This window comes from Streptomyces viridifaciens (assembly GCF_001888885.2).
Classification (GTDB): Bacteria; Actinomycetota; Actinomycetes; order Streptomycetales; family Streptomycetaceae; genus Kitasatospora; species Kitasatospora aureofaciens.
This window is the reverse complement of the sequence record NZ_CP090841.1, coordinates 4,462,944-4,486,761: the sequence shown is the minus strand read 5'-3', so window position 1 is coordinate 4,486,761 and position 23,818 is coordinate 4,462,944. Positions and strand designations below refer to the sequence as shown.

Below are 23,818 nucleotides of genomic sequence, written 5' to 3'. Positions count from 1 at the left end.
CGGGATATGAGCGTCGATCCTGCAGTGTTCGCCCGGTTGCGTGAGATCGCGGATCAGCTGCCGCAGGTGCCGGGGATAGGGAAGGTCGAGATCGCCGAGGGCAAGATCGTCATGATGATGTCGCCGGTCATGCGACACGAACTCGCTGTACTGCTCATCGCCAGACAGCTCAATGCGCAGTTGCCGACGACCCACCCGAGCCATATCGCGTACCACGGTGCGGACCTGGTGGACGTCGGCCTCGGTCAACTGCGCAATCCGGATCTGATGGTCTTCCCCGAGGCGGTCCTGGCGAGCGAGCAGTCGGCGGTTCTCCCGCACCAGGTCCTGCTCGCCGTGGAAATCGTCTCCAAGTCCAACCCTGAGAACGACTACCTCAACAAGGTCCGGGACTACTCCGCCATGGGCATTCCGTACTACCTGCTCGTGGATCCCCGCACAGGCACCGGCATCGTGCATTCGGAACCTGGCTACGAGTCCCGCGAGAAGTTCGTCTTCGGTGACAAGATCGCCGTCGGTCCCTGGACGATCGACACCGGCGGTCTGCTCACGTACGCCTGATCCGGCGTACGTGAGCAGACCTCAGGTTCCTCAGGCGATGCGGTCGAGCACGATCGGGTTCGGGGTGAACGCCGTGCCCTCCGGGCTGACCTCGATGCCGCCCGCCAGCGCCTCGATGGCGTAGTCGTAGCGCTCCGGGGTGTCGGTGTGGAGGGTCAGCAGGGGCTGGCCGGCCACCACGGTGTCGCCGGGCTTGGCGTGCATCTCGACGCCGGCGCCGGCCTGGACCGGGTCCTCCTTGCGGGCGCGGCCGGCGCCCAGGCGCCAGGCGCAGACGCCGACGGCGTAGGCGTCCAGCGCGGTGAGCACGCCGGAGGCGGGCGCGGGGATGACGTGCTGCTCGCGGGCGACCGGGAGCGGGGCGTCGACGTCGCCGCCCTGGGCGGCGATCATGCGGCGCCAGTGGTCCATCGCCGAGCCGTCGCGGAGGGCGTCGGCCGGGTCCTTGCCGTGCACGCCGGCCGCGGCGAGCATCTCGCGGGCGAGCGCGAGGGTGAGCTCGACGACGTCGGCCGGGCCGCCACCGGCCAGGACCTCGACGGACTCGCGGACCTCCAGCGCGTTGCCCGCGGTGAGGCCGAGCGGGGTGGACATGTCGGTGAGCAGGGCGACGGTGTTGACCCCGGCGGTGGTGCCCAGGCCGACCATGGTGCGGGCCAGCTCGCGGGCGTCGTCGATGTTCTTCATGAAGGCGCCGGAGCCGACCTTGACGTCCAGCACCAGGGCACCGGTGCCCTCGGCGATCTTCTTGGACATGATCGAGGAGGCGATCAGCGGGATGGCCTCGACGGTGCCGGTGACGTCGCGCAGCGCGTACAGCTTCTTGTCGGCGGGGGCGAGGCCGTCACCGGCCGCGCAGATGACCGCGCCCGCGTCGCGCAGCACGTCCATCATCTCGTCGTTGGAGAGCAGGGCGCGCCAGCCGGGGATGGACTCCAGCTTGTCCAGGGTGCCGCCGGTGTGGCCGAGGCCGCGGCCGGACAGCTGCGGGACGGCTGCGCCGCAGGCGGCGACCAGCGGGGCGAGCGGGAGGGTGATCTTGTCGCCGACGCCGCCGGTGGAGTGCTTGTCGCTGGTGGGCAGCGGCAGCGAGGAGAAGTCCATCCGGACGCCGGAGCGGATCATCGCCTCGGTCCAGCGGCTGATCTCGTGCGGCTTCATGCCGTTCAGCAGGATCGCCATGGCCAGCGCGGACATCTGCTCGTCGGCGACCTCGCCGCGGGTGTAGGCGTCGATGACCCAGTCGATCTGAGCGTCGCTCAGCTCTCCGCGGTCGCGCTTGGTCCTGATGACGGAGATGGCATCCATGCGTGCTCCAAGAGGGGGTTCAAAAGCGAAGAGTGTCGCGAGATGACCGGGTTACGGCCGACTCGCGACACTCTACGCGCGTAACAGAAAGACAGGCTAGAGCCGCTCCGGCCCGAACGCGTCGGGCAGGACCTCGCTCATCGGCCTCACGCCAGAGGGCAGCTCGATCAGCAGCCCGGGGCCGCCGTGCTCGTACAGCAGCTGGCGGCAGCGCCCGCACGGCATCAGCAGTTCGCCCGCGCCGTCGACGCAGGTGAAGGCGACCAGCCGGCCGCCGCCGGAGGCGTGCAGCGCGGACACCAGCCCGCACTCGGCGCACAGCCCGAGCCCGTACGAGGCGTTCTCCACGTTGCAGCCGCTGACCAGCCGGCCGTCGTCCACCAGCGCCGCCGCCCCGACCGGGAACTTGCTGTACGGGGCGTACGCGTGGCCCATCGCCTCGCGCGCCGCCTCGCGCAGCCGCGCCCAGTCGATCACGGGGGCCGTCACTTGCCCTGGCCCTTGCGGTAGATCTGGCCGTCGGCCTTGGGCATCCGCAGTCGCTGCGACGCCAGCGAGAGCACCACCAGGGTGATCAGGTACGGCGTGGCGACGATCAGCGGGCGCTGCACCTCGTCGGTCAGCGCGTACCACGCGCCCAGACCGCCGGCCACCACGAGGGAGACCACCGTCGCGGTGAACTTGCGGCGGTACAGCTGCCACAGGGCGAGCAGCGCCATCGCGATCGCGACGATCAGGATCAGCACGTGGACCGACTCCGGGTCGCGCAGCTGGAGGCTGTCGGTGAAGCCGAACAGGCCGGCGCCCATGGCGAGACCGCCGGGCATCCAGTTGCCGAAGATCATCGCCGCGAGGCCGATGAAGCCGCGGCCCAGGGTCTGGCCGTCCTTGTAGAAGTGCGCGGCGACCAGCGAGAGGTACGCACCACCGAGGCCCGCGAAGGCACCGGAGGCGATGACCGCCATGTACTTGTACTTGTAGACGTTGACGCCCAGCGACTCGGCCGCGGTCGGGTTCTCACCGCAGGAGCGCAGCCGCAGGCCGAACACCGTGCGCCACAGCAGGAAGTAGCTGACCACGATCAGCACGGCGGCCAGCACCACGACCACCGAGAGGTTGGTGACCAGCCCGCCGAGCACACCGGCGACGTCGGAGACCAGGAACCAGTGGTGGTTCTCGATGGTCTTCAGGCCCGAGGACAGCCCCGGGACGGTGATGTACGGCAGCGGATCCGCCGGCGGGGACTGGTTCGCCCCGGCACCGGCCGAGATGTAGTCCTTGTAGTAGATCCGGTTGACGTACGCGCAGATGCCGGGGATCAGCAGGTTGATGCCGACGCCGGAGACGATGTGGTCGACGCCGAAGGTGACGGTGATGATCGCGTGCAGCAGACCGCCCAGCGCACCGCCGAGCATGCCGGCCAGCAGACCGACCCACGGGTTGACCAGGTAACCGGCCCAGGCGCCGCAGAAGGTGCCGGCGACCATCATGCCCTCGAGGCCGATGTTGACCACGCCGGCCCGCTCGGACCAGAGACCGCCCAGGCCGGCCATGCCGATCGGCACGGCGGAGCCGAGCGCGGCGGAGACCTGACCGGAGGAGGTCAGCGAGTGGTTGCCGGTGGCCATGCCCACGGCGGCGAACAGGACCAGGGCGCCCGCGATCAGGAGCAGGACGACCGGCCAGGACAGCTTGCGCTTCTTCGCGGGTGCGCCCGGCGCCTTCGGACGAGCAGCGGTGGCGGTGCTCACGCGGACACCTCCTTCTTCTCAGTGGCCGCGGCCTGGGCGGCGAGCTGGGCGCCGACCTTCTGCTGCTGGCGCTTCAGGCCGTAGCGGCGCACCAGCTCGTACGCGACGACGACGCAGATGACGATGGTGCCCTGCATGACCGCGACGATCTCGAACGGGAAGCCGCCCTTCAGCGGCAGCTGGGAGCCGGTGGAGTCCAGGAACGAGAACAGCAGCGCGGCGAAGGCCATGCCGATCGGGCTGTTCCGGCCGAGCAGGGCGATCGAGATGCCCAGGAAGCCCAGACCGGGCTGGAAGCTCTGCCCGTAGGAGTAGGAGTTCTGCAGCAGCTCGGGCAGGCCGATCAGACCGGCGATCGCGCCGGAGACCACCATCGAGATGACGACCATCTTCTTGACGTTCACGCCGGACGCGGTCGCGGCGGACTCCGAGCGGCCGGTGGCCCGCAGGTCGAAGCCGAAGCGGGTGCGGGTCAGCGTGAACTGGAACAGCACGCCCACCAGGACGGCGATGAAGAGGAAGCCCCAGAGGTCGCCACCGGCGGTGGGAATGCTGAAGAAGTGGCTGGAGTCCGAGACCGGGTCGGTCTGGATCGAGTTGCTGGTGCTGCTGGCCTTGGGCGCGAAGACGCCGGGGACGAGCAGCAGACCGACGATGGAGACCGAGATCGCGTTCAGCATGATGGTCGAGATGACCTCGCTGACACCGCGGTAGACCTTCAGCAGACCGGCGATGCTCGCGTACAGACCGCCGATCAGCATGGCGGTGACCAGCAGCAGCGGGATCTGGATGAACGCCGGCAGGTCGACCTGGGCGCCGACGAAGGCCGCGAACAGCGCCGCGACCTTGTACTGGCCCTCGACACCGATGTTGAACAGGTTCATCCGGAACCCGAACGCGGCGGCCGCGGCGGCCAGGTAGTAGGTGGTGGCCCGGTTGAGGATCAGCACCTGGCCGTCCGACTTGGTGGCGTACGTGATCATCACGTTCCACGCGTCGAACGGGTTCTTGCCCGAGGTCGCCAGCAGGACGGAGCAGATCGCGACGGACAGCACGACCGCGAGCACCGGCGCAGCCAGTGCGAGCACGATCCGCTCACCGCTGATCCGCTGCGCGAAGCTGCGCTTGGCGGCGGGGTTGGGACTGGTCATGGGTTACTCCCCCGCCTGCGGCTTGTCGGCGGTGTCGGTGTGCGGGTGCTGGTCCGCCGCCTCGGTGCCCTCCGCGGCGGCGGCCTGCGCCTCGGCGACGGCCTCCGGGTCGGACTCCAGGTGGCCGGCGGCGGCACCGGTCATCGCGGTGCCGAGGTCCTCGGCGGTGACGGTGGCCGGGTCGGCGTCGGCGACCAGGCGGCCGCGGTAGATGACCCGGATGGTGTCGGAGAGGCCGATCAGCTCGTCCAGGTCGGCCGAGATCAGCAGGACGGCCAGGCCCTCCCGCTGGGCGGACCGGATGTGCTCCCAGATCTGCGCCTGCGCGCCGACGTCCACACCGCGGGTCGGGTGGGCGGCGATCAGCAGCTTGGGCTGGTGGCTCATCTCGCGGCCGATGATCAGCTTCTGCTGGTTGCCGCCGGAGAGCGAGGCCGCGGTGACCTCGATGCCGGGGGTGCGGACGTCGTAGTCCCGGACGATCCGCAGGGTGTCCTCGCGGGCCGCGGCGGGCTTGAGCAGCGGACCGCTGGAGTTGGGCTCCTCGGTGACGTGACCGAGGATCCGGTTCTCCCAGAGCGGGGCCTCCAGCAGCAGGCCGTGCTTGTGGCGGTCCTCGGGGATGTAGCCGATGCCGGCCTCACGGCGGGCCCGGGTGAGGGTGCCGGAGAGGTCCTTGCCGTCCAGGGTGACGGTGCCGCCGTCCAGCGGCAGCATGCCCATGATGGCCTCGACCAGTTCGGCCTGGCCGTTGCCCTCGACGCCGGCGATGCCGAGGATCTCGCCCTTGTGGATGCGCAGCGAGATGTCGTCCAGGACGACGCGCTCGATGCCCTCGGCGTCGGTCTTGGCGATCCGCAGGTCCTCGACCCTGAGCATCTCGGTGGTGGTGACGGTCGACTCGCGGTTCTCCGGGGAGGGCAGCTCGGCGCCGACCATCATCTCGGCCAGCTGCCGGGCGGTGACCGCCTTCGGGTCGGCGTCGCCGACCGTGGTGCCGCGCCGGATGACGCTGATCGCGTCGGCCACGGCCAGCACCTCGTGCAGCTTGTGCGAGATGAAGATGACCGTGACGCCCTCGGACTTGAGCTCGCGCAGGTTGTCGAACAGCGCGTCGACCTCCTGCGGGACGAGGACGGCCGTGGGCTCGTCGAGGATCAGGATCTTGGCGCCGCGGTACAGCACCTTGAGGATCTCGACGCGCTGGCGGTCGGCGACACCGAGGTCCTCGACCAGGGCGTCCGGGCGCACGCCCAGGCCGTACTGGTCGGAGATCTCCTTGATCTTCGCCTTCGCCCTGGCGCCGATGCCGTGGAGCTTCTCGCCGCCGAGGACGACGTTCTCCAGCACGGTCAGGTTGTCGGCGAGCATGAAGTGCTGGTGCACCATGCCGATGCCGCGGGCGATGGCGTCGCCGGGGGTGTGGAACTCGCACTGCTCGCCGTTGATCGCGATGGTGCCCTCGTCCGGCCGCTGCATGCCGTAGAGGATCTTCATCAGCGTCGACTTGCCGGCGCCGTTCTCACCCATCAGGGCGTGCACGGTGCCGGTGCGGACGGTGAGGTTGATGTCGTGGTTGGCCACGACGCCGGGGAAGCGCTTGGTGATGCCGCGCAGTTCGACGGCCGCTGTCGCCGTCCCCGCGCTGGGGGTGCCGTCCTTGCGCAGGGGGACGGGGTCTGATGCGGTGATGGCGATCTCCTGGTGGTCTGGAGGCGCGTCGTTGCGCTCGGAGGGCCAAGGGGAAACGGGAGTACGGAACGGGGCCCGGGGGTACGCGTTGAGCGCACCCTGCCGGGCCCCTCCCGTGAACTGTGTCGATCGTCGCGCTACCGGGCAGGCGGCAGGCGCAGGTCGCGTCCGAGACGCGCTGACCTCAGGAGGTCGGCGCGGTCGGGATGGTGGTGGCGCCGCTGGTGATGGCGTCGCTGGCGGCCTTCAGCTTGTCCTGGATGTCGTCGATCTTGCCGCCGGTGGTGGCGAGCGAGACGCCGTTGGCCTTCAGGTCGAAGAGCTTGATGCCGGTGAACGGCGTGTTCTTCTTGACCGAGTCGATGTACGCGTAGACCGCGTTGTCGACGTTCTTGACCATCGAGGTCAGGATGTTGTTCTTGAACTTCGCCAGGGCCGGCTGGCTGGCCTGGTCGGAGTCGACACCGATGGCCCACTTGCCCGCGGTGGCGACGGCCTCGATGGCGCCGTTGCCGGAGGAGCCGGCGGCGGAGTAGATGACGTCCGCGCCCTTGTCGAGCTGGCCCTGGGCGGCCTCCTTGCCCTTGTCGGGCGAGTTGAAGCCGGAGAAGTCCGGGGGCGTGGTGAGGTAGGTCGTCTCGATCTGGATGTTCGGGTCGACGGACTTGGCGCCCGCCTTGTAACCGGCCTCGAACTTCTTGATCAGCTCGGACTGCACACCACCGATGAAGCCGATGTGGTGGGCCTTCGACTTGTTGGCCGCGGCGACACCGGCAAGGTACGAACCCTCCTGCTCGGCGAAGAGCAGCGAGGTGACGTTGGACGGCTGGTCCTTGTCGTTCGAGTCGATGATCGCGAACTTGACGTTCGGATTGTCCTTCGCGACCTTGTCGACCGCCTGCTGGTACACGAACCCGACGGCGACGATGGTCTTGTAACCACCGTCGATCAGGTTCTTCAGGCGGGTCTCCTTGTCGGCCTCGGCCTCACCGGTCTTGGCCTCGGCCTCGGTGACGTTGACGCCCAGGTCGGCCTTGGCCTTGTCCAGACCGCGCGCGGCGGAGTCGTTGAAGGACTGGTCGCCGCGGCCGCCGATGTCGTAGGCCATACCGACCTTGAGGGCGTCGGAGGACGACCCGGAGGAGGCGTTGGTGTCAGTGCTCTTTGCGCCGCAAGCGGCGAGCGAGGCCATGCCCAGGGAACCCGAGAGCACAACCGCGGCGAGCTTCATTGAACGGCGCAAGGGAGTATCTCCTTCTCACACGCACCCGTTTAGCGTGGTCGGACGCCACCGTAACGCGCGTAGAACACGGTTGGGTTACGGGCTGCCGGAGCATTCGGGTTGTTATCAAACCGTGGTCTGAAGGCCCACCGAAGGCTCTTTTCCCGTACGCGGACGGTGATCCGAGTCTTGGTCCGCCCAGTTTACGGAACCGTGCCGCAACCCCGGATCTCCTCGACCCGGTCACGCGTCGACCACACACCCCCGGGAACGGTCAGGTGCGGTCGGCCTCCAGGGCCAGCGCCGAGAACAGCTCCACGCCGACACCGATCGCCCGCTCGTCCACGTCGAACCGGCCCTGGTGGAGGTCGCGGACGGTGCTGTCGCCGGGGGCGCGGACGCCGAGGCGGGCCAGCGCGCCCGGGGCGTGCTCCAGGTACCAGGAGAAGTCCTCGCCGCCCAGGCTCTGCTCGGTGCCCTCGACCACCTGGGCACCGTCCTCGGCGAACCGGGCGGTCATCGCCGCCTCCAGCTGCCCGACCGAGACCGCCTCGTTGACCACCGGCGGCACCCCACGGTGGTAGTCCAGCGTCCACTTGGCCCGGTAGGTCTCGGCGAGCTTCGCGATCAGCTCGTGCAGCAGCTCAGGCGCCTCGCGCCAGCCGTCCAGCTCCAGGCAGCGGACGGTGCCCTCCAGCTCGGCGTGCTGCGGGATGACGTTGGCCGCGGAGCCGGAGGCGATCCGGCCCCAGACCAGGCTGACGCCCCAGCGCGGGTCCATCCGGCGGGCCAGCGCGCCCGGCAGGTCGGAGGCCATCCGGGCGATCGCGGTCACCAGGTCGGTGGTCAGGTGCGGACGGGCGGTGTGCCCGCCGGGGCCGTCCAGGTGCAGCACCAGCCGGTCGCAGGCCGAGGTGATCGCCCCGACCCGCAGGGCGATCCGGCCGACCTCCACCTTCGGGTCGCAGTGCACCGCGAAGATCCGGCCGACGCCGTCCATCCCGCCCGCCTTGATGACGTCGAGCGCACCGCCCGGCATGACCTCCTCGGCCGGCTGGAACACCAGCCGGACCGGGCGGCGCAGCTCGCCGTTGCGGACGGCCTCGGCCAGCACCAGACCGGTACCGAGCACCACCGAGGTGTGCACGTCGTGACCGCAGGCGTGAGCCCGGCCGGGAACGGTCGAGCGGTACGGCACGTCGGTCTTGGCGTCGTCGATCGGCAGCGCGTCGATGTCGGCGCGGAAGGCCAGGAACTCGGCGCCGGGGGCGGTGCCGGCGGGGACGACGTCGACCAGCAGACCGGTGCCGCCGGGCAGCACCCGCGGTTCCAGGCCGGCCGCCACCAGTCGGTCGCGCAGCAGGTTGGTGGTGCGGAACTCCTGGCGGCCCAGCTCCGGGTGCCGGTGCAGGTCACGGCGGAAGGCGATCAGCTCGGGCTCCAGCCTCCGGACCCGGTCGCGCAGTTCGGCGGCGGGGCTGGCGGTGGCGAGAGTGGTGCCCGGCTGAGCGGGCTCAGGACGGTTCATCTCCCCAAGAATAGGCCCGTTGGGGGGATTTGGCCCGACTTCCGGAAAACTAGTCCCCGGATGGGTGCATACCGGTCGGACAGGTGGGTATGACATCTCGTTTCAGCCGCCTTCCCCGGATTGCTTGCCCTGTGCAACGATCGCCCGGGCCGGTGGTCACGGCCGACACCGGCTCGACGGCCGACGGAGGTTGACGGCCGGTCAGTGGCGCGCGGGAACCGCTCGGATCCACTCGGACCGGCTCGGAAGCGGTCAGAAACGCTCCACCGGAGCGTACGTGCCCCAGACCCCGCGCAGCGCGTCGCAGACCTCGCCGACGGTGGCCCGGGCGGCCAGCGCCTCCTTCATCGGATAGAGCACGTTCTCCGGCCCCTCGGCCGTACGGCGCAGCGCATCCAGTGCCCGGCCGACGGCCGTGGCGGAGCGCCCGGCCCGCAGCCGGGCCAGCCGCTCGGCCTGCTGCCGCTCGATCGCCGGGTCCACCCGCAGCGGCTGGTACGGCTCCTCCTCGTCCAGCCGGAAGCGGTTCACCCCGACCACGGTGCGCTCACCGGAGTCCGTCTCCTGCTGGAGGCGGTAGGCGGTGCGCTCGATCTCGCCCTTCTGGAAGCCCTGCTCGATCGCCGCCACCGCCCCGCCCTGCTCCTCCACCCGGGCCATCAGTGCCAGCGCGGCGGCCTCGACGGCGTCGGTCAGCGACTCCACCGCGTAGGAGCCGGCGAAGGGGTCGACGGTGGCCGTCACGTCGGTCTCGTGGGCGAGCACCTGCTGGGTGCGCAGGGCGAGCCGGGCGGCCTTCTCGGTGGGCAGCGCGATCGCCTCGTCGAAACTGTTGGTGTGCAGCGACTGGGTGCCGCCGAGCACGGCGGCCAGCGCCTGGACCGAGACCCGGACCAGGTTCACCTCGGGCTGCTGGGCGGTCAGCTGCACCCCGGCGGTCTGGGTGTGGAAGCGCAGCATCTGCGAGCGGGGGTCCCGCGCGCCGAACTCCTCGCGCATGATCCTGGCCCAGATCCGACGGGCGGCGCGGAACTTGGCGACCTCCTCCAGCAGCGTCGTGCGGGCCACGAAGAAGAAGGAGAGCCGGGGTGCGAAGTCGTCCACGGCCATTCCGGCGGCGAGCGCGGTCCGGACGTAGGCGATCCCGTTGGCCAGGGTGAAGGCGATCTCCTGCGCGGGATCGGCCCCCGCCTCGGCCATGTGGTAGCCGGAGATCGAGATGGTGTTCCAGCGCGGGATCTCGGCCCGGCAGTACCGGAACACGTCCGCGACCAGCCGCAGCGAGGGCTGCGGCGGGAAGATGTAGGTGCCGCGGGCGATGTACTCCTTCAGCACGTCGTTCTGCACCGTGCCGGTGAGCGCCGAGGGCGGCACGCCCTGGGCCTCGCCGACCAGTTGGTAGAGCAGCAGGAGCAGGGCGGCGGGCGCGTTGATGGTCATCGAGGTGGACACCTCGCCGAGCGGGATGCCGTCGAAGAGCACCGCCATGTCCTCGACGCCGTCCACGGCCACGCCCACCTTGCCGACCTCCCCGGCGGCGAGCGGCGCGTCCGAGTCGTAGCCCATCTGGGTGGGCAGGTCGAAGGCCACCGAGAGGCCGGTGCCGCCACCCGCGATCAGCTGGCGGTACCGGGCGTTGGACTCGGCGGCGGTGCCGAAGCCCGCGTACTGGCGCATCGTCCACGGCCTGCCGGTGTACATCGTCGGGTAGACGCCCCGGGTGTACGGGTACTCCCCCGGCCGCCCCAGCCGGGTGTCCGGATCCCAGCCGGCCAGCGCCTCGGGGCCGTACAGCTGATCGATCGGGAAGCCTGACTCGGAGCGGCGCGGCATCGGTCCTCCACGGGGGCGCGGGGTCGGTCCTCCCAACCTAGGGCCCGGCCGCACGCCCGGCCCGCCCCGCGCCGCAGGGCGCGCCGGGGCAGGAGCGCCCGGAGGCGACCGTCGAGAACGCGGTTGAGATGATCGGGTGAACGACCGGATGAGCCCCAGGGAGTGGCAATGACCGAGCAGAAGGTGGCCGTGGTCACCGGTGCCAGCAGCGGAATCGGGGCGGCGACCGCCCGCCGGCTGGCCGACGAGGGCTTCGAGGTGGTGCTGACCGCCCGCCGGACCGAGCGGATCGAGGCACTGGCCAAGGAGATCGGCGAGCGCGGCGGTTCGGCCAGGGCGGTCACCCTGGACGTCACCGACCGGGCCGCCGTGGACGCCTTCGCGGCCGAGGTCGGCCGGGTGGACGTGCTGGTGAACAACGCGGGCGGCGCGATCGGCGCGGAGAGCGTCGAGCACGGCGACCCGGCCGACTGGCGGGCCATGTACGAGGTGAACGTGCTCGGCGTGCTGCACGTGACCCAGGCGCTGCTGCCCGCCCTGCGCGCCACCGGCGACGGCACCGTGCTGGTGCTCTCGTCGACCGCCGCGCTGGCCGCGTACGAGGGCGGCGGCGGCTACGTCGCGGCCAAGCACGCCGCGCACACCATCGCGGCGACGCTGCGGCTGGAGCTGTGCGGGGAGCCGATCCGGGTGATCGAGATCGCTCCCGGCATGGTGAAGTCCGAGGGCTTCGCGGTCACCCGCTTCCGCGGCGACGAGGAGAAGGCCGCCGCCGTGTACGCGGGCGTGGCCGAGCCGCTGACCTCGGAGGACATCGCGGACACCGTGGCATGGGCGGTCACCCGGCCCTCGCACGTCAACATCGACCTGCTGGTGGTCCGCCCGCGGGCGCAGGCCGCCAACCACAAGGTCCACCGCGGCTGACCCGGGCCCGTGCGCGGCGGAGCGGCCCGGCACCCCCAGTCGAACACGTGTCGTACACGAGTGGTACACACGTGTGATGACGATCTTCCGGGCCGCCCGCCCACGGGTACTGCTGACCGCCGTGGCGGCAGGCACCCTCCTGCTCACCTCCGCCTGCAACGACTCGGCCACCACGGCCCAGGACAAGGCCTCCGGCACCGCAGCCCCCTCGGCCGGCCCCACCGCCAGTCCGGCTGCGACCCCGAAGCCCAAGGGCGAGGCGGACCCGGCGCTCAAGCCGTTCTACGGCCAGCAGATCACCTGGGCGGACTGTCCGGCCGACCCCAGGGCCGAACGGGCGAAGATCGACATCTCCGGCATGCAGTGCGGCAGGCTGCACGTCCCGCTCGACTACGCCAACCCCGCCTCCGACGCGATCGACCTCGCGCTGATCAGGTACCCGGCGACCGCCAAGGACCAGCGGATCGGCTCCCTGATGGTCAACCCGGGCGGCCCCGGCGCCTCCGGCGTCGAGATGGTCAAGTACGGCGCCAAGGACTTCGACGGCACCCTGCACACTCGCTTCGACGTGATCGGCTTCGACCCGCGCGGCACCGGCGACAGTTCACCGGTGGTCTGCTACGACGACGAGCAGCTCGACGCCGTCAACCAGACGGACACCCCGGACGACCCCGCCGAGCGCAAGGCGGCCCACGTCAAGCAGTCCACCGACCACGCCGCCGCCTGCCAGGCCAAGTCCGGCAAGCTGCTGCCCTTCGTCGGCACCCGCAACACCGCCCGCGACCTGGACGTGCTGCGCGCCGCCGTCGGCGACCGGAAGCTCAACTACCTCGGCATCTCCTACGGCACCTACCTCGGCGCCCTGTACGCCGAGGAGTTCCCGCAGAACACCGGCCGGCTGATCCTCGACGGCGCCGTCGACCCGGCCCAGGACACCATGGACCACGGCGTCGACCAGCAGATCGGCTTCGAGAAGTCCTTCCAGCGCTTCGCCGACGACTGCGTGGACAACCACGCCGCCGAGTGCCCGCTCGGCACGGACCGGACCAAGGCCGCCAGAAAGGCCGCCGACTTCCTGGACGGCCTCCACGACCACCCGCTGACCGCCAAGGACGGCCGCAAGCTCGGCCGCGACATGGCCTGGACCGGCGTCATCTCCCTCCTCTACGGCGACGAGAAGACCTCCTGGAAGTACCTGCGGAACAGCCTCGGCTGGGCGATGATGCGCGACAAGGGCGACTACCTGATGGCCGCCGCCGACGACTACGACGGTCGCGACGGGAACGGCCACTACAGCCCGATGGACGAGGCCAACGGCGCGATCAGCTGCGCCGACGCCGCCCGCCCCGCGCCGACCCGCGAGCACGCCCAGCAGGCGGTCGACCGGCTGCTCGCCGAGGCGCCACTGCTGTCCAAGGGCGTCACGGTGGACGACTACCTGGAGCCCGGCTGCGCCTACTGGCCGTTCAAGACCCAGGAGAAGCCGCACACCATCCGGGCCGAGGGCGCCGCTCCGATCCTGGTCGTCGGTACCACCGGCGACCCGGCCACCCCGTACGCCTCGGCCGAGAAGCTGGCCAAGGGCTTCGCCCGGGCCACCCTGCTCACCCGGGTCGGCGAGGGCCACGGCGCCTTCGGCAAGGGCAGCGCCTGCATCGACCTGGCCATGGCCGCCTACCTGACCGACGGCACCATGCCGGCCGAGGGCACCCGCTGCGGCTGAGCCGGAGGCGGAGGCGGACGGGGAGGGCGGTGACGTGCAGGTGTCAACGTCACAACTTGATAGCTCGTCCGGATGAATTCCGCGCTCGCCCTCCCCAACTGATGACCACTCAACTACCGTTGAGGAGCTGCCGGGACGGCGTCGAACGCACCCCAGCAGCCCCCATCCTCCAGCTGCTCCACCACCCCACCGGCCCCTTCCCGCCCTCACGAGGAGGACCCGCTGGCCAGCGACATCCCGTCACAGCGGCCCGACGCCAGCACCGAGCCGACCCTCCTCGGCTTGCACCGCTTCAACGAAGCGGACGCCGGGGCCGCCGAGGAGGCCCTGTTGGCCTGCTGCGGCAGCCACCGCTGGGCCCTGCGGCTCACCGCACACCGCCCCTACCCCGACATAGAGTCCCTGCTGGCCGCCGCCAGCGAGGCCTCCTACGACCTGCGCCCGGCCGACCTCGCCGAGGCCCTGGCCGACGAGAGCTGGATGCCGCAGCCGCTGCTGGGCATGCGCGCGCCGGGCAGCCAGGCCGCGCACACCGCGCTGCGGGCGGCCCACGCCGCGTACGAGGCCCGGTTCGGCCACGTCTTCGTGGTCTGCCTGGACCGCGTCGACCCGGAGGAGATGCTCGACACCGTGCTCTCCTCGATCCGCACCCGGCTGGCCAACGACCCGGACGAGGAGCGGCTGATCGCGGCGGACGAGCTCCGGCGGATCGCCCTCACCCGGCTGGAGCACCTGGTCGCCACCCATTCGGAGGCCGGGGCGCACTGAGCCCCGCCGACGCCGAAGCCGCCGGACGGGCGGGCCGTCCGGCGGCTTCGGCGTCGGACGGGGGCGTCGGCGGGCGGCGTCAGCGGGTGCCGAGGACCGGAATCCGCTATCTCTCGGTGACCGAACAGCCACCAGAAGTGATGAAACGGGGTTTGGTTCCCGCCCCACTAGGCCAGAAGTGCCTGATTGATCACACATAGGGGCCCCGGAGGCGGTTCCCGACAAGGCGTCGATAGGATGCTGGCGGCCGGTGGACCGTACCCGGCCGGGCTGACCGACACCGAAGCCGGCCGAGCCCCCAATCGCTTCCGGAGGGTTTTTCCGTGCCGGCTGGAACGCTGTACCGCGGCCGGGAAGGCATGTGGAGCTGGGTGGCTCATCGAGTCACCGGCGTCCTCATCTTCTTCTTCCTGTTCGCCCACGTCCTGGACACCGCCCTGGTGCGAGTGTCGCCGGAGTCCTACGACACCGTCATTCAGACGTACAAGACTCCGCTCGTGAACCTGATGGAGTACGGCCTGGTGGCCGCCATCCTGTTCCACGCGCTCAACGGCCTGCGCGTCGTCGCGGTGGACTTCTGGTCCAAGGGCCCGAAGTACCAGAAGCAGATGCTCTGGACCGTCGTCGGAGTCTGGGTCGTCCTGATGGCCGGCTCCTTCTACGGGATCCTGCAGCACACGCTGATCTCCTGGTTCGGGAAGTGAGCTGACCATGTCCACGGAAATCTCCGACGCGCTCGTCGTCCCCTCGAAGCACGCGCACACCGGCAAGGGCCTCGGCACCGGCAACCCGGCCGACGCCTTCGTCATCGAGCCGCCGCGCAAGCGGACCGCGAAGACCCCGCGCCGCACCCGCACCAACTTCGAGATGCTGGCCTGGCTCTTCATGCGCCTGTCCGGTGTCGTCCTGGTCGTGCTGATCCTCGGCCACCTGCTGATCATGCTGGTCCTCGACGGGGGCGTCTCCAAGATCGGCTTCGCCTTCGTGGCCGGCCGCTGGGCCTCGCCGTTCTGGCAGGGCTGGGACCTCCTCATGCTCTGGCTCGCCATGCTCCACGGCGCCAACGGCATGCGTCAGGTCATCAACGACTACGCCGAGAAGGACTCGACCCGGCTCTGGCTCAAGGGGCTCATGGGTACCGCCACGGTCTTCACCGTGCTGCTCGGCACCCTGGTGATCTTCACCTTCGACCCCAACATCTGAGCCGCGAGCACCATCGACCATCGGCAGAGGCCAGAGGCGAGTTAACCCCCCATGCAGATTCACCAGTACGACACCGTCATCGTCGGCGCCGGCGGCGCCGGCATGCGTGCGGCCATCGAGTCGACGCAGCGCAGCCGCACCGCCGTCCTGACCAAGCTCTACCCGACCCGGTCCCACACCGGCGCGGCCCAGGGCGGCATGTGCGCCGCCCTGGCGAACGTCGAGGAGGACAACTGGGAGTGGCACACCTTCGACACGGTCAAGGGCGGTGACTACCTGGTCGACCAGGACGCCGCCGAGATCATGTGCAAGGAGGCCATCGACGCCGTCCTCGACCTGGAGAAGATGGGCCTGCCCTTCTCCCGCACCGAGGCGGGCCGGATCGACCAGCGCCGCTTCGGCGGTCACTCCCGCAACCACGGCGAGGCCCCGGTCCGCCGCTCGTGCTACGCGGCCGACCGCACCGGCCACATGATCCTCCAGACGCTGTTCCAGAACTGCGTCAAGCACGGCGTCGAGTTCTTCAACGAGTTCTACGTCCTCGACCTGCTGATCAACGAGGGCAAGACGGCCGGCGTCGTCGCCTACGAGCTGGCCACCGGCGAGATCCACGTCTTCCAGGCCAAGGCCGTCGTGTTCGCCTCCGGCGGCACCGGCAAGATGTTCAAGGTCTCCTCGAACGCCCACACCCTCACCGGTGACGGCCAGGCCGTGGCCTACCGCCGTGGCCTGCCGCTGGAGGACATGGAGTTCTTCCAGTTCCACCCGACGGGCATCTGGCGCATGGGCATCCTGCTCACCGAGGGCGCCCGCGGCGAGGGCGGCATCCTGCGCAACAAGGACGGCGAGCGCTTCATGGAGCGCTACGCCCCGGTCATGAAGGACCTCGCGTCCCGTGACGTCTGCTCCCGCGCGATCTACACCGAGATCCGCGAGGGCCGCGGCTGCGGTCCGGAAGGCGACCACGTCTACCTGGACCTGACCCACCTCCCGCCGGAGCAGCTCGACGCCAAGCTGCCGGACATCACCGAGTTCGCGCGCACCTACCTCGGCATCGAGCCCTACACGGACCCGATCCCGATCCAGCCCACCGCGCACTACGCCATGGGCGGCATCCCGACCAACGTCGAGGGTGAGGTCCTGCGCAACAACACCGACATCGTCCCCGGCCTGTACGCGGCCGGCGAGGTCGCCTGCGTGTCCGTGCACGGCGCCAACCGCCTGGGCACCAACTCGCTGCTGGACATCAACGTGTTCGGCCGTCGCGCGGGCATCGCCGCCGCCGACTACGCCAACGCGAACAAGTTCGTCCCGCTGCCGGAGAACCCGGAAGAGCTGGTCCAGACCATGGTCGAGCAGCTGCGCGAGTCGACCGGCACCGAGTCCGTGGGGCAGATCCGCAAGGAGCTGCAGGAGACCATGGACACCAACGCGATGGTGTACCGCACCGGCGACACCCTGAAGCAGGCGGTCGAGGACATCGCCGCGCTGAAGGAGCGCTTCAAGAACGTCTCCATCCAGGACAAGGGCTACCGGTACAACACGGACCTCCTGGAGGCCATCGAGCTGGGCAACCTGCTCGACCTGGCCGAGGTGCTGGCCGTCTCCGCGCTGGCCCGCGAGGAGTCCCGCGGCGGTCACTACCGCGAGGACTTCCCGACCCGTGACGACGTGAAGTTCATGCAGCACACCATGGCGTACCAGGAGGTCGCCGCCGACGGCAGCACCTCCATCCGCCTCGACTACAAGCCGGTCGTCACGACCCGCTACCAGCCGATGGAGCGTAAGTACTGATGAGCACTCCGACTGTGGAGCACTCGGCCGCTCTGGACGCGGCCGAGGCCGGCGGTATCCAGCTGATCACCGTCACCTTCCGGATCCGCCGGTTCAACCCGGAGGAGCACCCGGACCCGGTGTGGGTCGACTACCAGCTGACGCTGGACCCGAAGGAGCGCGTCCTGGACGCGCTCAACAAGATCAAGTGGGAGCAGGACGGCACCCTCACCTACCGCCGTTCCTGCGCGCACGGCATCTGCGGCTCCGACGCCATGCGGATCAACGGCCGCAACCGGCTGGCGTGCAAGACCCTGATCAAGGACGTCAACCCGGAGAAGCCGATCACGATCGAGGCCATCAAGGGCCTGACGGTCCTCAAGGACCTGGTCGTGGACATGGACCCGTTCTTCCAGGCGTACAAGGACGTCATGCCGTTCCTCATCACCAAGGGGAACGAGCCGACGCGCGAGCGCCTGCAGTCCGCCGAGGACCGCGAGCGCTTCGACGACACCACCAAGTGCATCCTGTGCGCCGCGTGTACGTCGTCCTGCCCGGTGTTCTGGAACGACGGCCAGTACTTCGGCCCGGCTGCCATCGTCAACGCGCACCGCTTCATCTTCGACTCGCGCGACGAGGGTGCCGAGCAGCGCCTGGAGATCCTCAACGACCGTGAGGGCGTGTGGCGCTGCCGCACCACCTTCAACTGCTCGGAGGCCTGCCCGCGTGGCATCGAGGTCACCAAGGCGATCCAGGAAGTGAAGCGGGCGCTGGTCACCCGCCGCTTCTGATCCCGCCCTGAGGCAGGCCGAAGGCCCCGTCCGATCGACCGATCGGACGGGGCCTTCGCCGTTCTCCTAGCGCAGCGCGCCCAGGTCCTTCGGCGCGGACCAGCCGCTGAAGGTCACAAGGTGGCGGTCGGGCGTGACGGCCCACAGGTCGGGCTTGCCGTCGCCGTCACCGTCGCCGGAGCTGCCCAGGGTCGGGTAGGCGGCGGTGGTGAAGCCGGTGGCGACCACATTCGCCGAGGGGTCGGCGAGGGCGGAGAAGTCCAGCAGGTTGTAGGCCTGCTTGGCGATCGGGTAGGCGTGCAGGGCGCCGTTGGCACGCTCGCGGGCCCACAGGGTGAGGTTGCCGGAGGCGTCCGCGCCGGGGGCGATCAGGTCGTAGCCGCTCCAGTCACCAGTGGTGGCGATGAGCTGGGCGTCCGCGTAGCCGCGGAAGCTCGGGTGGTAGGCGTACAGCTTGCCGTGCTCGACCGAGAGCAGCACCGGGGCGGACGGCACGTCGGCGGATCCGAGGGCGACCAGCTGGTCGGAGGAGGACCAGTCGGCGGCGTAGTCCGGCGGGCAGGGGGTCGCGGCCCCGGCCGCGTCGACGCACCGGTTCGACGCGGGCTTGCGGACCAGGGTCGGGTACTGCTGACCGAAGTCACCCTGGTGGTTGTTCGCGTAGGAGTAGAGGAAGCCCGGGTTGCCCTTCGGGTGCACCAGCAGGTCGTCGCCGGGGGCGTGGACCGGGGCCCAGCCGCGGTGCAGCACCTGGTCGTCCTGCCAGCCGGCGTGCAGCGGCGCGAGCGCGGCCGGGAGGGTCGAGGACGGGGTGGTGTCGGTCGCGCCGGCGCTGATCACCTGGAGGTTGCCCTGCGCGTCCGGGAGCAGGATGTCCGGCACGCCGTCACCGTCGACGTCGCCCGGGACGGCCGGCTTCGGGCGCGGATCCCACGGCGCGTAGAAGGTGTACGTGACCGGCTGGCCGACGTTGCCGGCGTTGTCCATGGCCTGGACGGTCAGGGTGTTGGTGCCCCAGTCCTTGGGCTTGAGGGTCAGCTGGGCGGTGCCGTCGGCCCCGGCCTTCACGGTGTGGCCGGAGGCGCAGTCCCAGCCGACGCCGAGCGTGCCGTTCAGCGCGTACTGGTAGCAGGCCACGCCGGAGCCCGCATCGGTGCCGGTGAGGGTGAAGACGCCGTTCTCGCCCGCGTACTTGCCGGGGGTGCTGCCGGAACCGCTCGCCGGGAAGTCGGTGGAGGAGACGGACAGGCCCGGCCGGGTGAGGTCGACCTTGAAGTGGCAGGCCGGAGCGGGCTTGCCGCTCCCCGGGGAGTACTCGGGCCAGGCCTGCCAGGTGTAGCTGTGGCCGTCCAGCAGGTCGGCGGTGGTCAGCGCGGCCGCTCCGGCGGTGACGTCCGCGGTGCTGTCGACGATCTTGTCGTGCGCCGGGGTCGAGTCGTCCCAGACCTTGAAGCGCACCTGGGGTGAGGTGGCGGCGACGGTCAGGACGGGGTTGGCCACGCCCAGCCAGCCGGGGGTGGTGGAGTCGTCGCAGGCGTCCGTGTGCAGACCGCTGGCGGCGAAGCCCGGGGCGGGCACGGCCTTCGGGTCGGTGACCGCCGTCCCGGGGACGGCCGAGGCGACGGGCGCGGTGAGTAGTCCGGCCGCGAGGACTGCCACGGTGACCCCGCCGAGTCTGCGGGCACGCGAAAGTGTCATGGAGATTCCCACCCCTTGTGAGCAGCGCGTCCGGTACGCGCGTGCGAGCGGTGAGGATCTTGCCAGTGGGGGCCGCCGGCGGCAACGGGGATTAGGGCGGGGCCTCGAGCGGTCAGTCCGTGGCCGGGCCGCGGCGGGCGGCGCGCAGGCCGCGGAGGCCGACGGTGCCGACGGCGATTCCGAGGACGAAGGACGTGATCGCCAGCAGCAGGTGGATCCAGAAAAAGGCGGTCGGCTGGGAGTGGTCGCCGTTCACGAAGGCCTGGCCGCCGGAGTCCTTCCAGAGGTTCTTGACGAAGGTCGTCCAGATCATGATCGACCAGACGCCGAAGGCGGTCAGGAACCAGGAGGTGCGGCGGCTGAGCTTCATCGGGTGGTCCTCGGCGGGGTGGATGTGGGGGCGGGGCGCCTCCCCAGTATGCGCGGGCCGCCGATCGGCCCAAGGGCGGGCCCCTCGTGCGAGGGACCCGTACGGTGTGGCGCACGCCGCAGCGCCGCAGTGGGTACGGTCACCCCGTGCTCACATCCCGTCACAACCTCGCGCAGCTGTGCGCCGCGGTCGCCGCGGCCCTCCCGGTTCTGCTCGTCGCCCCGGCGGCGGTCGCGGCCCCGCAGGTGCCGCCCCCGTCGACCGCGGTCGGCGGGGAGCGGCTCGGACTCCCCGGGGTCCAGGTCAACCCGCTGGCGGGTGCCCCGGCCCTGCCGAGGGACCTCACCGGCCAGTCCTGGATGGTCTCCGACGCCGCCTCGGGGGAGGTCCTGGCGGCATACAACCCGCACCTGCGACTGCCTCCGGCGAGCACCCTGAAGATCCTCTTCGCGGACACCGTGCTGCCGAAGTTCGACCGCAACACGGTGCACCGGGTCGCCGACGAGGAGATCCAGAACATCGGCCCCGGCAGCAGCCTGGTCGGCATCAAGGAGAACCTGGACTACCGGGTCGAGGACCTGTGGCGGGGGGTGTTCCTGAGCTCGGGCAACGACGCCGTGCACGTCCTGTCGTTCATGAACGGGGGCATCCGGCGGACCGTCAACGAGATGCAGGACCGGGCCGAGGCCCTCCAGGCCTGGGACACCAGGGTGATATCCCCGGACGGCTACGACATGGACGGCCAGGTGTCCTCGGCCTACGACCTGTCGCTGTTCGCCCGGGCCGGCCTGCGCAACCCGGACTTCCGCATGTACTGCGCGACCCGCGAGGCGATGTTCCCGGGCGCCCTCGACAAGAACACCGGCCGGCGCGGCAGCTTCGGGATCGCCAACACCGACCGGCTGCTGGGCAAGTACCCCGGTCTGATCGGGGTGAAGAACGGCACCACCACCAACGCGGGCTCGACCTTCGTCGGCGCCGCCGAGCGGAACGGGCGCACCCTGCTGGTGACGGTGATGCACCCGGCCAGCTACCAGCGGGTGTACGACGAGACTGCCGAGCTGCTGGACTGGGGCTTCGCCGCAGCGGGCAAGGTCCAGCCGGTCGGCCGGCTGGTCGAGGAGAAGCAGGCCGGCGGCGGGGAGCCGACCGGTCAGGCGGGCGGCACCCCCGGCGCCACCGGCACCCCCGCCCCGCCGCCGCACGCCGCCGACACCGCGACCCGGCCGACCGGCGGGGGCGGCGGGCTCGACCCGGTCGGCTGGCCGACCGTGGCGGTCGGGGCCGTGGTCGCGGCGGGCGCCGTGCTGCTCGTCCGGCGCCGTAGGGCGAGCCGCCGCCGCTGGGGCCGCTTCGAGTGCTGACCCCCGGCCCGGAGGCGAGCGGGCGGGCTACTCCTGCGGCCCGGCCGGCGTCCCCGCCGCGGCCTCCGACCGGTCGGCTGCGGCGAGCAGCGCCCGGCCGTGTGCCCTGGTCCGCTCGCGGGCGGCGTCCGGATCGGCGGTCGCCGTCCAGGCCACGCAGTACATCAGCAGTCGGCTGACGAAGTTGATCCACAGCAGCAGCGCCACCGGCGTGGCGAACGCGCCGTACAGGCTGCGTCCGGCGACCGAGCCGAGGTAGGAGGCGAGCAGCAGTTTCAGCAGTTCGAAGCCGACCGCGCCGATCAGGGCGCCGTGCACGAGGTCCCGGCGGCGCTGTCCGGTGATGCCGGGGAAGGGCGCCAGCAGGTAGGCGAAGAGCAGCATGTCGCACGCTATGGCGATCAGCACACCGACCCCGGTCAGCAGGTAGCCGCTGCCGAGGCCGATCGCGTCGGCGATCCGCCCGGCGAGCGTGCTGCCGGCGGCGGAGGCGGCCAGCGAGAACAGGGACACCAGGCCGAGGCCGGCCAGCACCACGACGTCCCAGGCCTTGCGCAGCACCGCGTTGCCCTTCTCCTCGGGCAGCTGCCAGAGGTCCCGGATCGAGGTGCGCATGGTGTCCACCCAGCCGAGGCCGGAGATCAGCAGCAGGGCCCCGCTGACCACTCCGAGGGCGCCCGCGTTGGCCACCAGGGAGGGCAGGTTGAGCGCGTCCGACAGGCCGGGCAGCTGGTCGGAGATGCGGTGCTGCAGGTCGTCCACCTGGCTGCCGTTCAGCGTCGCGACCGCGACCGCCAGGCCCACCGTGAGCAGCGGGAACAGGGCGAGGAAGCCGAAGAAGGTGACGGCTCCGGCCAGCCGGTTTCCGCGGGCGGCGGTGAAGTACTCGTACACCCGGTACGGGCGGCTGCGCTGCACCCGGGCCACGAGCGGGCCCAGGACCGGAAGGCGGGTCAGGAAGTCCACCCGACCGGTTATACCGGCCCGTCCCCCGAACGGCCGTCAGGCGCGGGGCCGGACACCCGGGTCGCCGCCCTACCGGTTGACCAGTCGGCGGGCCTTCGCGAGGGCGCGGACGGCCTGGTACGCGGTGTAGCGGCCCTGGCCGAGCAGTTCGGTGCGCACGCCGTCCACGCCGGCGGGCGGGCGGTAGCCGGCCGGACGCAGCCGGGCGCAGTGCGCGGCGGCGCGGCGGAAGTACTCGCGGCGGTCGCCGGGCGGGACCCGGCCGGGCTTGGCGACCACGGTGTTGAGGTGGTGCAGCATCTTCCCGAAGACGACCGGGCGCCAGGCGTCGAGGTCGGGGCGGCGGTCGAGGAAGGCGAACACCAGGTCGTACTGGGCGAACACGTCGAAGTGCTTGCGGCTGGCGGTGGCCAGGATGTTGCCGCCCTCCTGGCGCTGGCGGTAGTGCACGCCGACCCGGTCGAGGAGGGTGATGCTGTCGGCGGCGAGCAGCGCCGGGTACGTCCAGGGGGTGTCCTCGTAGTAGCCGGCCGGGAACTCCAGCTGCTGCTCGGTGATGAAACCGCGGCGGTAGGCCTTGTTCCAGACGACCTGGAGCAGGTCGAGCAGGTCGGGGCGGGCGGCGAGGTCGAAGACGTCCGGGGAGGCGGCGCCGAAGACGTGGCCGGCGGCGGCCCGGGTGATCCGCCCGTCGGCGTAGGTCCGGGCGTAGTCGTAGACCAGGACGTCCGGGTCGCCGGTGGCGGCGAGCCGCTCGTCGACGGCCTTCAGCAGGTCGGGGGTGAGGGTGTCGTCACTGTCGAGGAAGACGACGTAGTCGCCGGTGGCGACCTCCAGGCCGGCGTTGCGGGCCCGGCCGAGGCCGACGTTCTCCGGCAGGTGGAGCACCCGGACCCGGGGGTCGGCGGCGGCGGCCGCGTCCAGCACCGCACCGCAGCCGTCGGGTGAGCAGTCGTCCACCGCGATCAGTTCGAGGTCGGGTCCGGCCTGGCCGAGGACCGATTCGAGGCATTCGGTGAGATAGTCCTGGACCTGGTACACGGGGACGATGACGCTGAAGCGGGGCACGGGGGCCAGCGTAGTGGGCCCGGGGAGGGCCGGGCCCCGGAAGGTAGGATCGGGGCGCACGTACGCACCGATCCAAGTGCGGCCAGACCCCTCGCGGGCTGCCACGCTCCTCCCGAGAAAGGCC

At 70.9% G+C, this 23,818-nt stretch carries 21 protein-coding genes; 9 read left to right on the top strand and 12 right to left on the bottom strand.

What is annotated here, in order from left to right; genetic code table 11:
- Positions 1-6: 6 nt before the first annotated feature.
- Positions 7-561 carry a Uma2 family endonuclease gene (locus tag BOQ63_RS27195; RefSeq protein WP_072655111.1) on the top strand — a complete coding sequence of 185 codons (555 nt, stop codon included), beginning with the start codon at positions 7-9 and terminating at the stop codon, positions 559-561.
- A gap of 30 nt (positions 562-591) precedes the next feature.
- On the opposite strand, the gene BOQ63_RS27190 is transcribed toward BOQ63_RS27195, so the two are convergent.
- From BOQ63_RS27190 to BOQ63_RS27155, 8 genes are all read right to left on the bottom strand, one after another.
- Positions 592-1,869 carry a thymidine phosphorylase gene (locus BOQ63_RS27190; RefSeq protein ID WP_030280968.1) on the bottom strand — a complete coding sequence of 426 codons (1,278 nt, stop codon included), beginning with the start codon at positions 1,867-1,869 and terminating at the stop codon, positions 592-594.
- A 96-nt stretch (positions 1,870-1,965) separates the two neighbouring features.
- Positions 1,966-2,358: a cytidine deaminase gene (locus BOQ63_RS27185; RefSeq protein WP_030280967.1), complete on the bottom strand. Its 393-nt coding sequence runs from the start codon at positions 2,356-2,358 to the stop codon at positions 1,966-1,968.
- Complete coding sequence (locus BOQ63_RS27180; protein ID WP_030280964.1) at positions 2,355-3,620, bottom strand: ABC transporter permease; 1,266 nt, start codon at positions 3,618-3,620, stop codon at positions 2,355-2,357. The genes BOQ63_RS27185 and BOQ63_RS27180 overlap by 4 nt, the downstream gene beginning before the upstream one ends.
- Positions 3,617-4,771 carry an ABC transporter permease gene (locus tag BOQ63_RS27175; protein ID WP_046386284.1) on the bottom strand — a complete coding sequence of 385 codons (1,155 nt, stop codon included), beginning with the start codon at positions 4,769-4,771 and terminating at the stop codon, positions 3,617-3,619. Before BOQ63_RS27175 ends, BOQ63_RS27180 begins: the two co-directional genes overlap by 4 nt.
- A 3-nt stretch (positions 4,772-4,774) precedes the next feature.
- Positions 4,775-6,301 (bottom strand): ABC transporter ATP-binding protein, encoded by a 1,527-nt coding sequence (locus BOQ63_RS27170; RefSeq protein WP_435820353.1) that lies wholly within the window; start codon positions 6,299-6,301, stop codon positions 4,775-4,777.
- 346 nt (positions 6,302-6,647) lie between these two features.
- Positions 6,648-7,706, bottom strand: a complete 1,059-nt coding sequence (locus BOQ63_RS27165; RefSeq protein ID WP_030280957.1) for a BMP family lipoprotein — start codon at positions 7,704-7,706, stop codon at positions 6,648-6,650.
- A 253-nt stretch (positions 7,707-7,959) separates the two neighbouring features.
- Positions 7,960-9,213 (bottom strand): amidohydrolase, encoded by a 1,254-nt coding sequence (locus tag BOQ63_RS27160; RefSeq protein ID WP_030280956.1) that lies wholly within the window; start codon positions 9,211-9,213, stop codon positions 7,960-7,962.
- A 252-nt stretch (positions 9,214-9,465) separates the two neighbouring features.
- Positions 9,466-11,046, bottom strand: coding sequence for an acyl-CoA mutase large subunit family protein (locus BOQ63_RS27155; RefSeq protein WP_030280955.1), 1,581 nt, complete (start codon positions 11,044-11,046; stop codon positions 9,466-9,468).
- Between the two features lie 168 nt (positions 11,047-11,214).
- Here BOQ63_RS27155 and BOQ63_RS27150 point away from each other — a divergent pair, with 168 nt between their 5' ends.
- The 7 genes from BOQ63_RS27150 to BOQ63_RS27120 all read left to right on the top strand — a co-directional run bounded on the left by BOQ63_RS27150 (position 11,215) and on the right by BOQ63_RS27120 (position 18,228).
- Positions 11,215-11,970 carry an SDR family oxidoreductase gene (locus BOQ63_RS27150; RefSeq protein ID WP_030280954.1) on the top strand — a complete coding sequence of 252 codons (756 nt, stop codon included), beginning with the start codon at positions 11,215-11,217 and terminating at the stop codon, positions 11,968-11,970.
- Positions 11,971-12,046: 76 nt separating this feature from the next.
- Positions 12,047-13,693: an alpha/beta hydrolase gene (locus BOQ63_RS27145; RefSeq protein ID WP_030553154.1), complete on the top strand. Its 1,647-nt coding sequence runs from the start codon at positions 12,047-12,049 to the stop codon at positions 13,691-13,693.
- Between the two features lie 282 nt (positions 13,694-13,975).
- Complete coding sequence (locus tag BOQ63_RS27140) at positions 13,976-14,461, top strand: 2-oxo-4-hydroxy-4-carboxy-5-ureidoimidazoline decarboxylase (protein WP_030280952.1); 486 nt, start codon at positions 13,976-13,978, stop codon at positions 14,459-14,461.
- Between the two features lie 323 nt (positions 14,462-14,784).
- Positions 14,785-15,165 carry a succinate dehydrogenase, cytochrome b556 subunit gene (gene sdhC / locus BOQ63_RS27135; RefSeq protein ID WP_033332398.1) on the top strand — a complete coding sequence of 127 codons (381 nt, stop codon included), beginning with the start codon at positions 14,785-14,787 and terminating at the stop codon, positions 15,163-15,165.
- A gap of 7 nt (positions 15,166-15,172) precedes the next feature.
- Positions 15,173-15,664: a succinate dehydrogenase, hydrophobic membrane anchor protein gene (gene sdhD, locus BOQ63_RS27130; protein ID WP_030280950.1), complete on the top strand. Its 492-nt coding sequence runs from the start codon at positions 15,173-15,175 to the stop codon at positions 15,662-15,664.
- Between the two features lie 51 nt (positions 15,665-15,715).
- Positions 15,716-17,458 (top strand): succinate dehydrogenase flavoprotein subunit, encoded by a 1,743-nt coding sequence (gene sdhA, locus BOQ63_RS27125; RefSeq protein ID WP_072655109.1) that lies wholly within the window; start codon positions 15,716-15,718, stop codon positions 17,456-17,458.
- The gene (locus BOQ63_RS27120; RefSeq protein WP_030280945.1) at positions 17,458-18,228 is read left to right on the top strand and encodes a succinate dehydrogenase iron-sulfur subunit; all 771 of its coding nucleotides are present in this window, start codon (positions 17,458-17,460) and stop codon (positions 18,226-18,228) included. Before sdhA ends, BOQ63_RS27120 begins: the two co-directional genes overlap by 1 nt.
- A 66-nt stretch (positions 18,229-18,294) precedes the next feature.
- Here the strand turns inward: BOQ63_RS27120 and BOQ63_RS27115 are convergent, their stop codons facing one another.
- Positions 18,295-19,926: a hypothetical protein gene (locus tag BOQ63_RS27115; RefSeq protein WP_072655108.1), complete on the bottom strand. Its 1,632-nt coding sequence runs from the start codon at positions 19,924-19,926 to the stop codon at positions 18,295-18,297.
- A 112-nt stretch (positions 19,927-20,038) separates the two neighbouring features.
- Entirely contained in the window at positions 20,039-20,296 is a 258-nt protein-coding gene (locus BOQ63_RS27110; RefSeq protein WP_030280941.1) for an SCO4848 family membrane protein, read from the bottom strand.
- A 146-nt stretch (positions 20,297-20,442) separates the two neighbouring features.
- Between BOQ63_RS27110 and BOQ63_RS27105 the strand changes: the two genes are divergently transcribed.
- Entirely contained in the window at positions 20,443-21,660 is a 1,218-nt protein-coding gene (locus BOQ63_RS27105) for a D-alanyl-D-alanine carboxypeptidase family protein (protein WP_051746698.1), read from the top strand.
- A 27-nt stretch (positions 21,661-21,687) separates the two neighbouring features.
- Here BOQ63_RS27105 and BOQ63_RS27100 read toward each other — a convergent pair whose 3' ends face one another.
- Both BOQ63_RS27100 and BOQ63_RS27095 read right to left on the bottom strand, forming a co-directional pair.
- Positions 21,688-22,626, bottom strand: a complete 939-nt coding sequence (locus BOQ63_RS27100; RefSeq protein WP_063737974.1) for a YihY/virulence factor BrkB family protein — start codon at positions 22,624-22,626, stop codon at positions 21,688-21,690.
- Between the two features lie 69 nt (positions 22,627-22,695).
- Complete coding sequence (locus BOQ63_RS27095) at positions 22,696-23,694, bottom strand: glycosyltransferase family 2 protein (protein WP_030280938.1); 999 nt, start codon at positions 23,692-23,694, stop codon at positions 22,696-22,698.
- Positions 23,695-23,818: the final 124 nt, after the last annotated feature.

What these genes read in the sequence shown, in the direction of transcription:
- BOQ63_RS27195 (WP_072655111.1), top strand. Translation starts at nt 7, where the DNA reads ATGAGCGTCGATCCTGCAGTGTTCGCCCGGTTGCGTGAGATCGCGGAT.
- BOQ63_RS27190 (WP_030280968.1), bottom strand. Translation starts at nt 1,869, where the DNA reads ATGGATGCCATCTCCGTCATCAGGACCAAGCGCGACCGCGGAGAGCTG.
- BOQ63_RS27175 (WP_046386284.1), bottom strand. Translation starts at nt 4,771, where the DNA reads ATGACCAGTCCCAACCCCGCCGCCAAGCGCAGCTTCGCGCAGCGGATC.
- BOQ63_RS27170 (WP_435820353.1), bottom strand. Translation starts at nt 6,301, where the DNA reads ATGGGTGAGAACGGCGCCGGCAAGTCGACGCTGATGAAGATCCTCTAC.
- BOQ63_RS27160 (WP_030280956.1), bottom strand. Translation starts at nt 9,213, where the DNA reads ATGAACCGTCCTGAGCCCGCTCAGCCGGGCACCACTCTCGCCACCGCC.
- BOQ63_RS27155 (WP_030280955.1), bottom strand. Translation starts at nt 11,046, where the DNA reads ATGCCGCGCCGCTCCGAGTCAGGCTTCCCGATCGATCAGCTGTACGGC.
- BOQ63_RS27150 (WP_030280954.1), top strand. Translation starts at nt 11,215, where the DNA reads ATGACCGAGCAGAAGGTGGCCGTGGTCACCGGTGCCAGCAGCGGAATC.
- BOQ63_RS27145 (WP_030553154.1), top strand. Translation starts at nt 12,047, where the DNA reads ATGACGATCTTCCGGGCCGCCCGCCCACGGGTACTGCTGACCGCCGTG.
- sdhD (WP_030280950.1), top strand. Translation starts at nt 15,173, where the DNA reads ATGTCCACGGAAATCTCCGACGCGCTCGTCGTCCCCTCGAAGCACGCG.
- sdhA (WP_072655109.1), top strand. Translation starts at nt 15,716, where the DNA reads ATGCAGATTCACCAGTACGACACCGTCATCGTCGGCGCCGGCGGCGCC.
- BOQ63_RS27120 (WP_030280945.1), top strand. Translation starts at nt 17,458, where the DNA reads ATGAGCACTCCGACTGTGGAGCACTCGGCCGCTCTGGACGCGGCCGAG.
- BOQ63_RS27115 (WP_072655108.1), bottom strand. Translation starts at nt 19,926, where the DNA reads ATGACACTTTCGCGTGCCCGCAGACTCGGCGGGGTCACCGTGGCAGTC.
- BOQ63_RS27110 (WP_030280941.1), bottom strand. Translation starts at nt 20,296, where the DNA reads ATGAAGCTCAGCCGCCGCACCTCCTGGTTCCTGACCGCCTTCGGCGTC.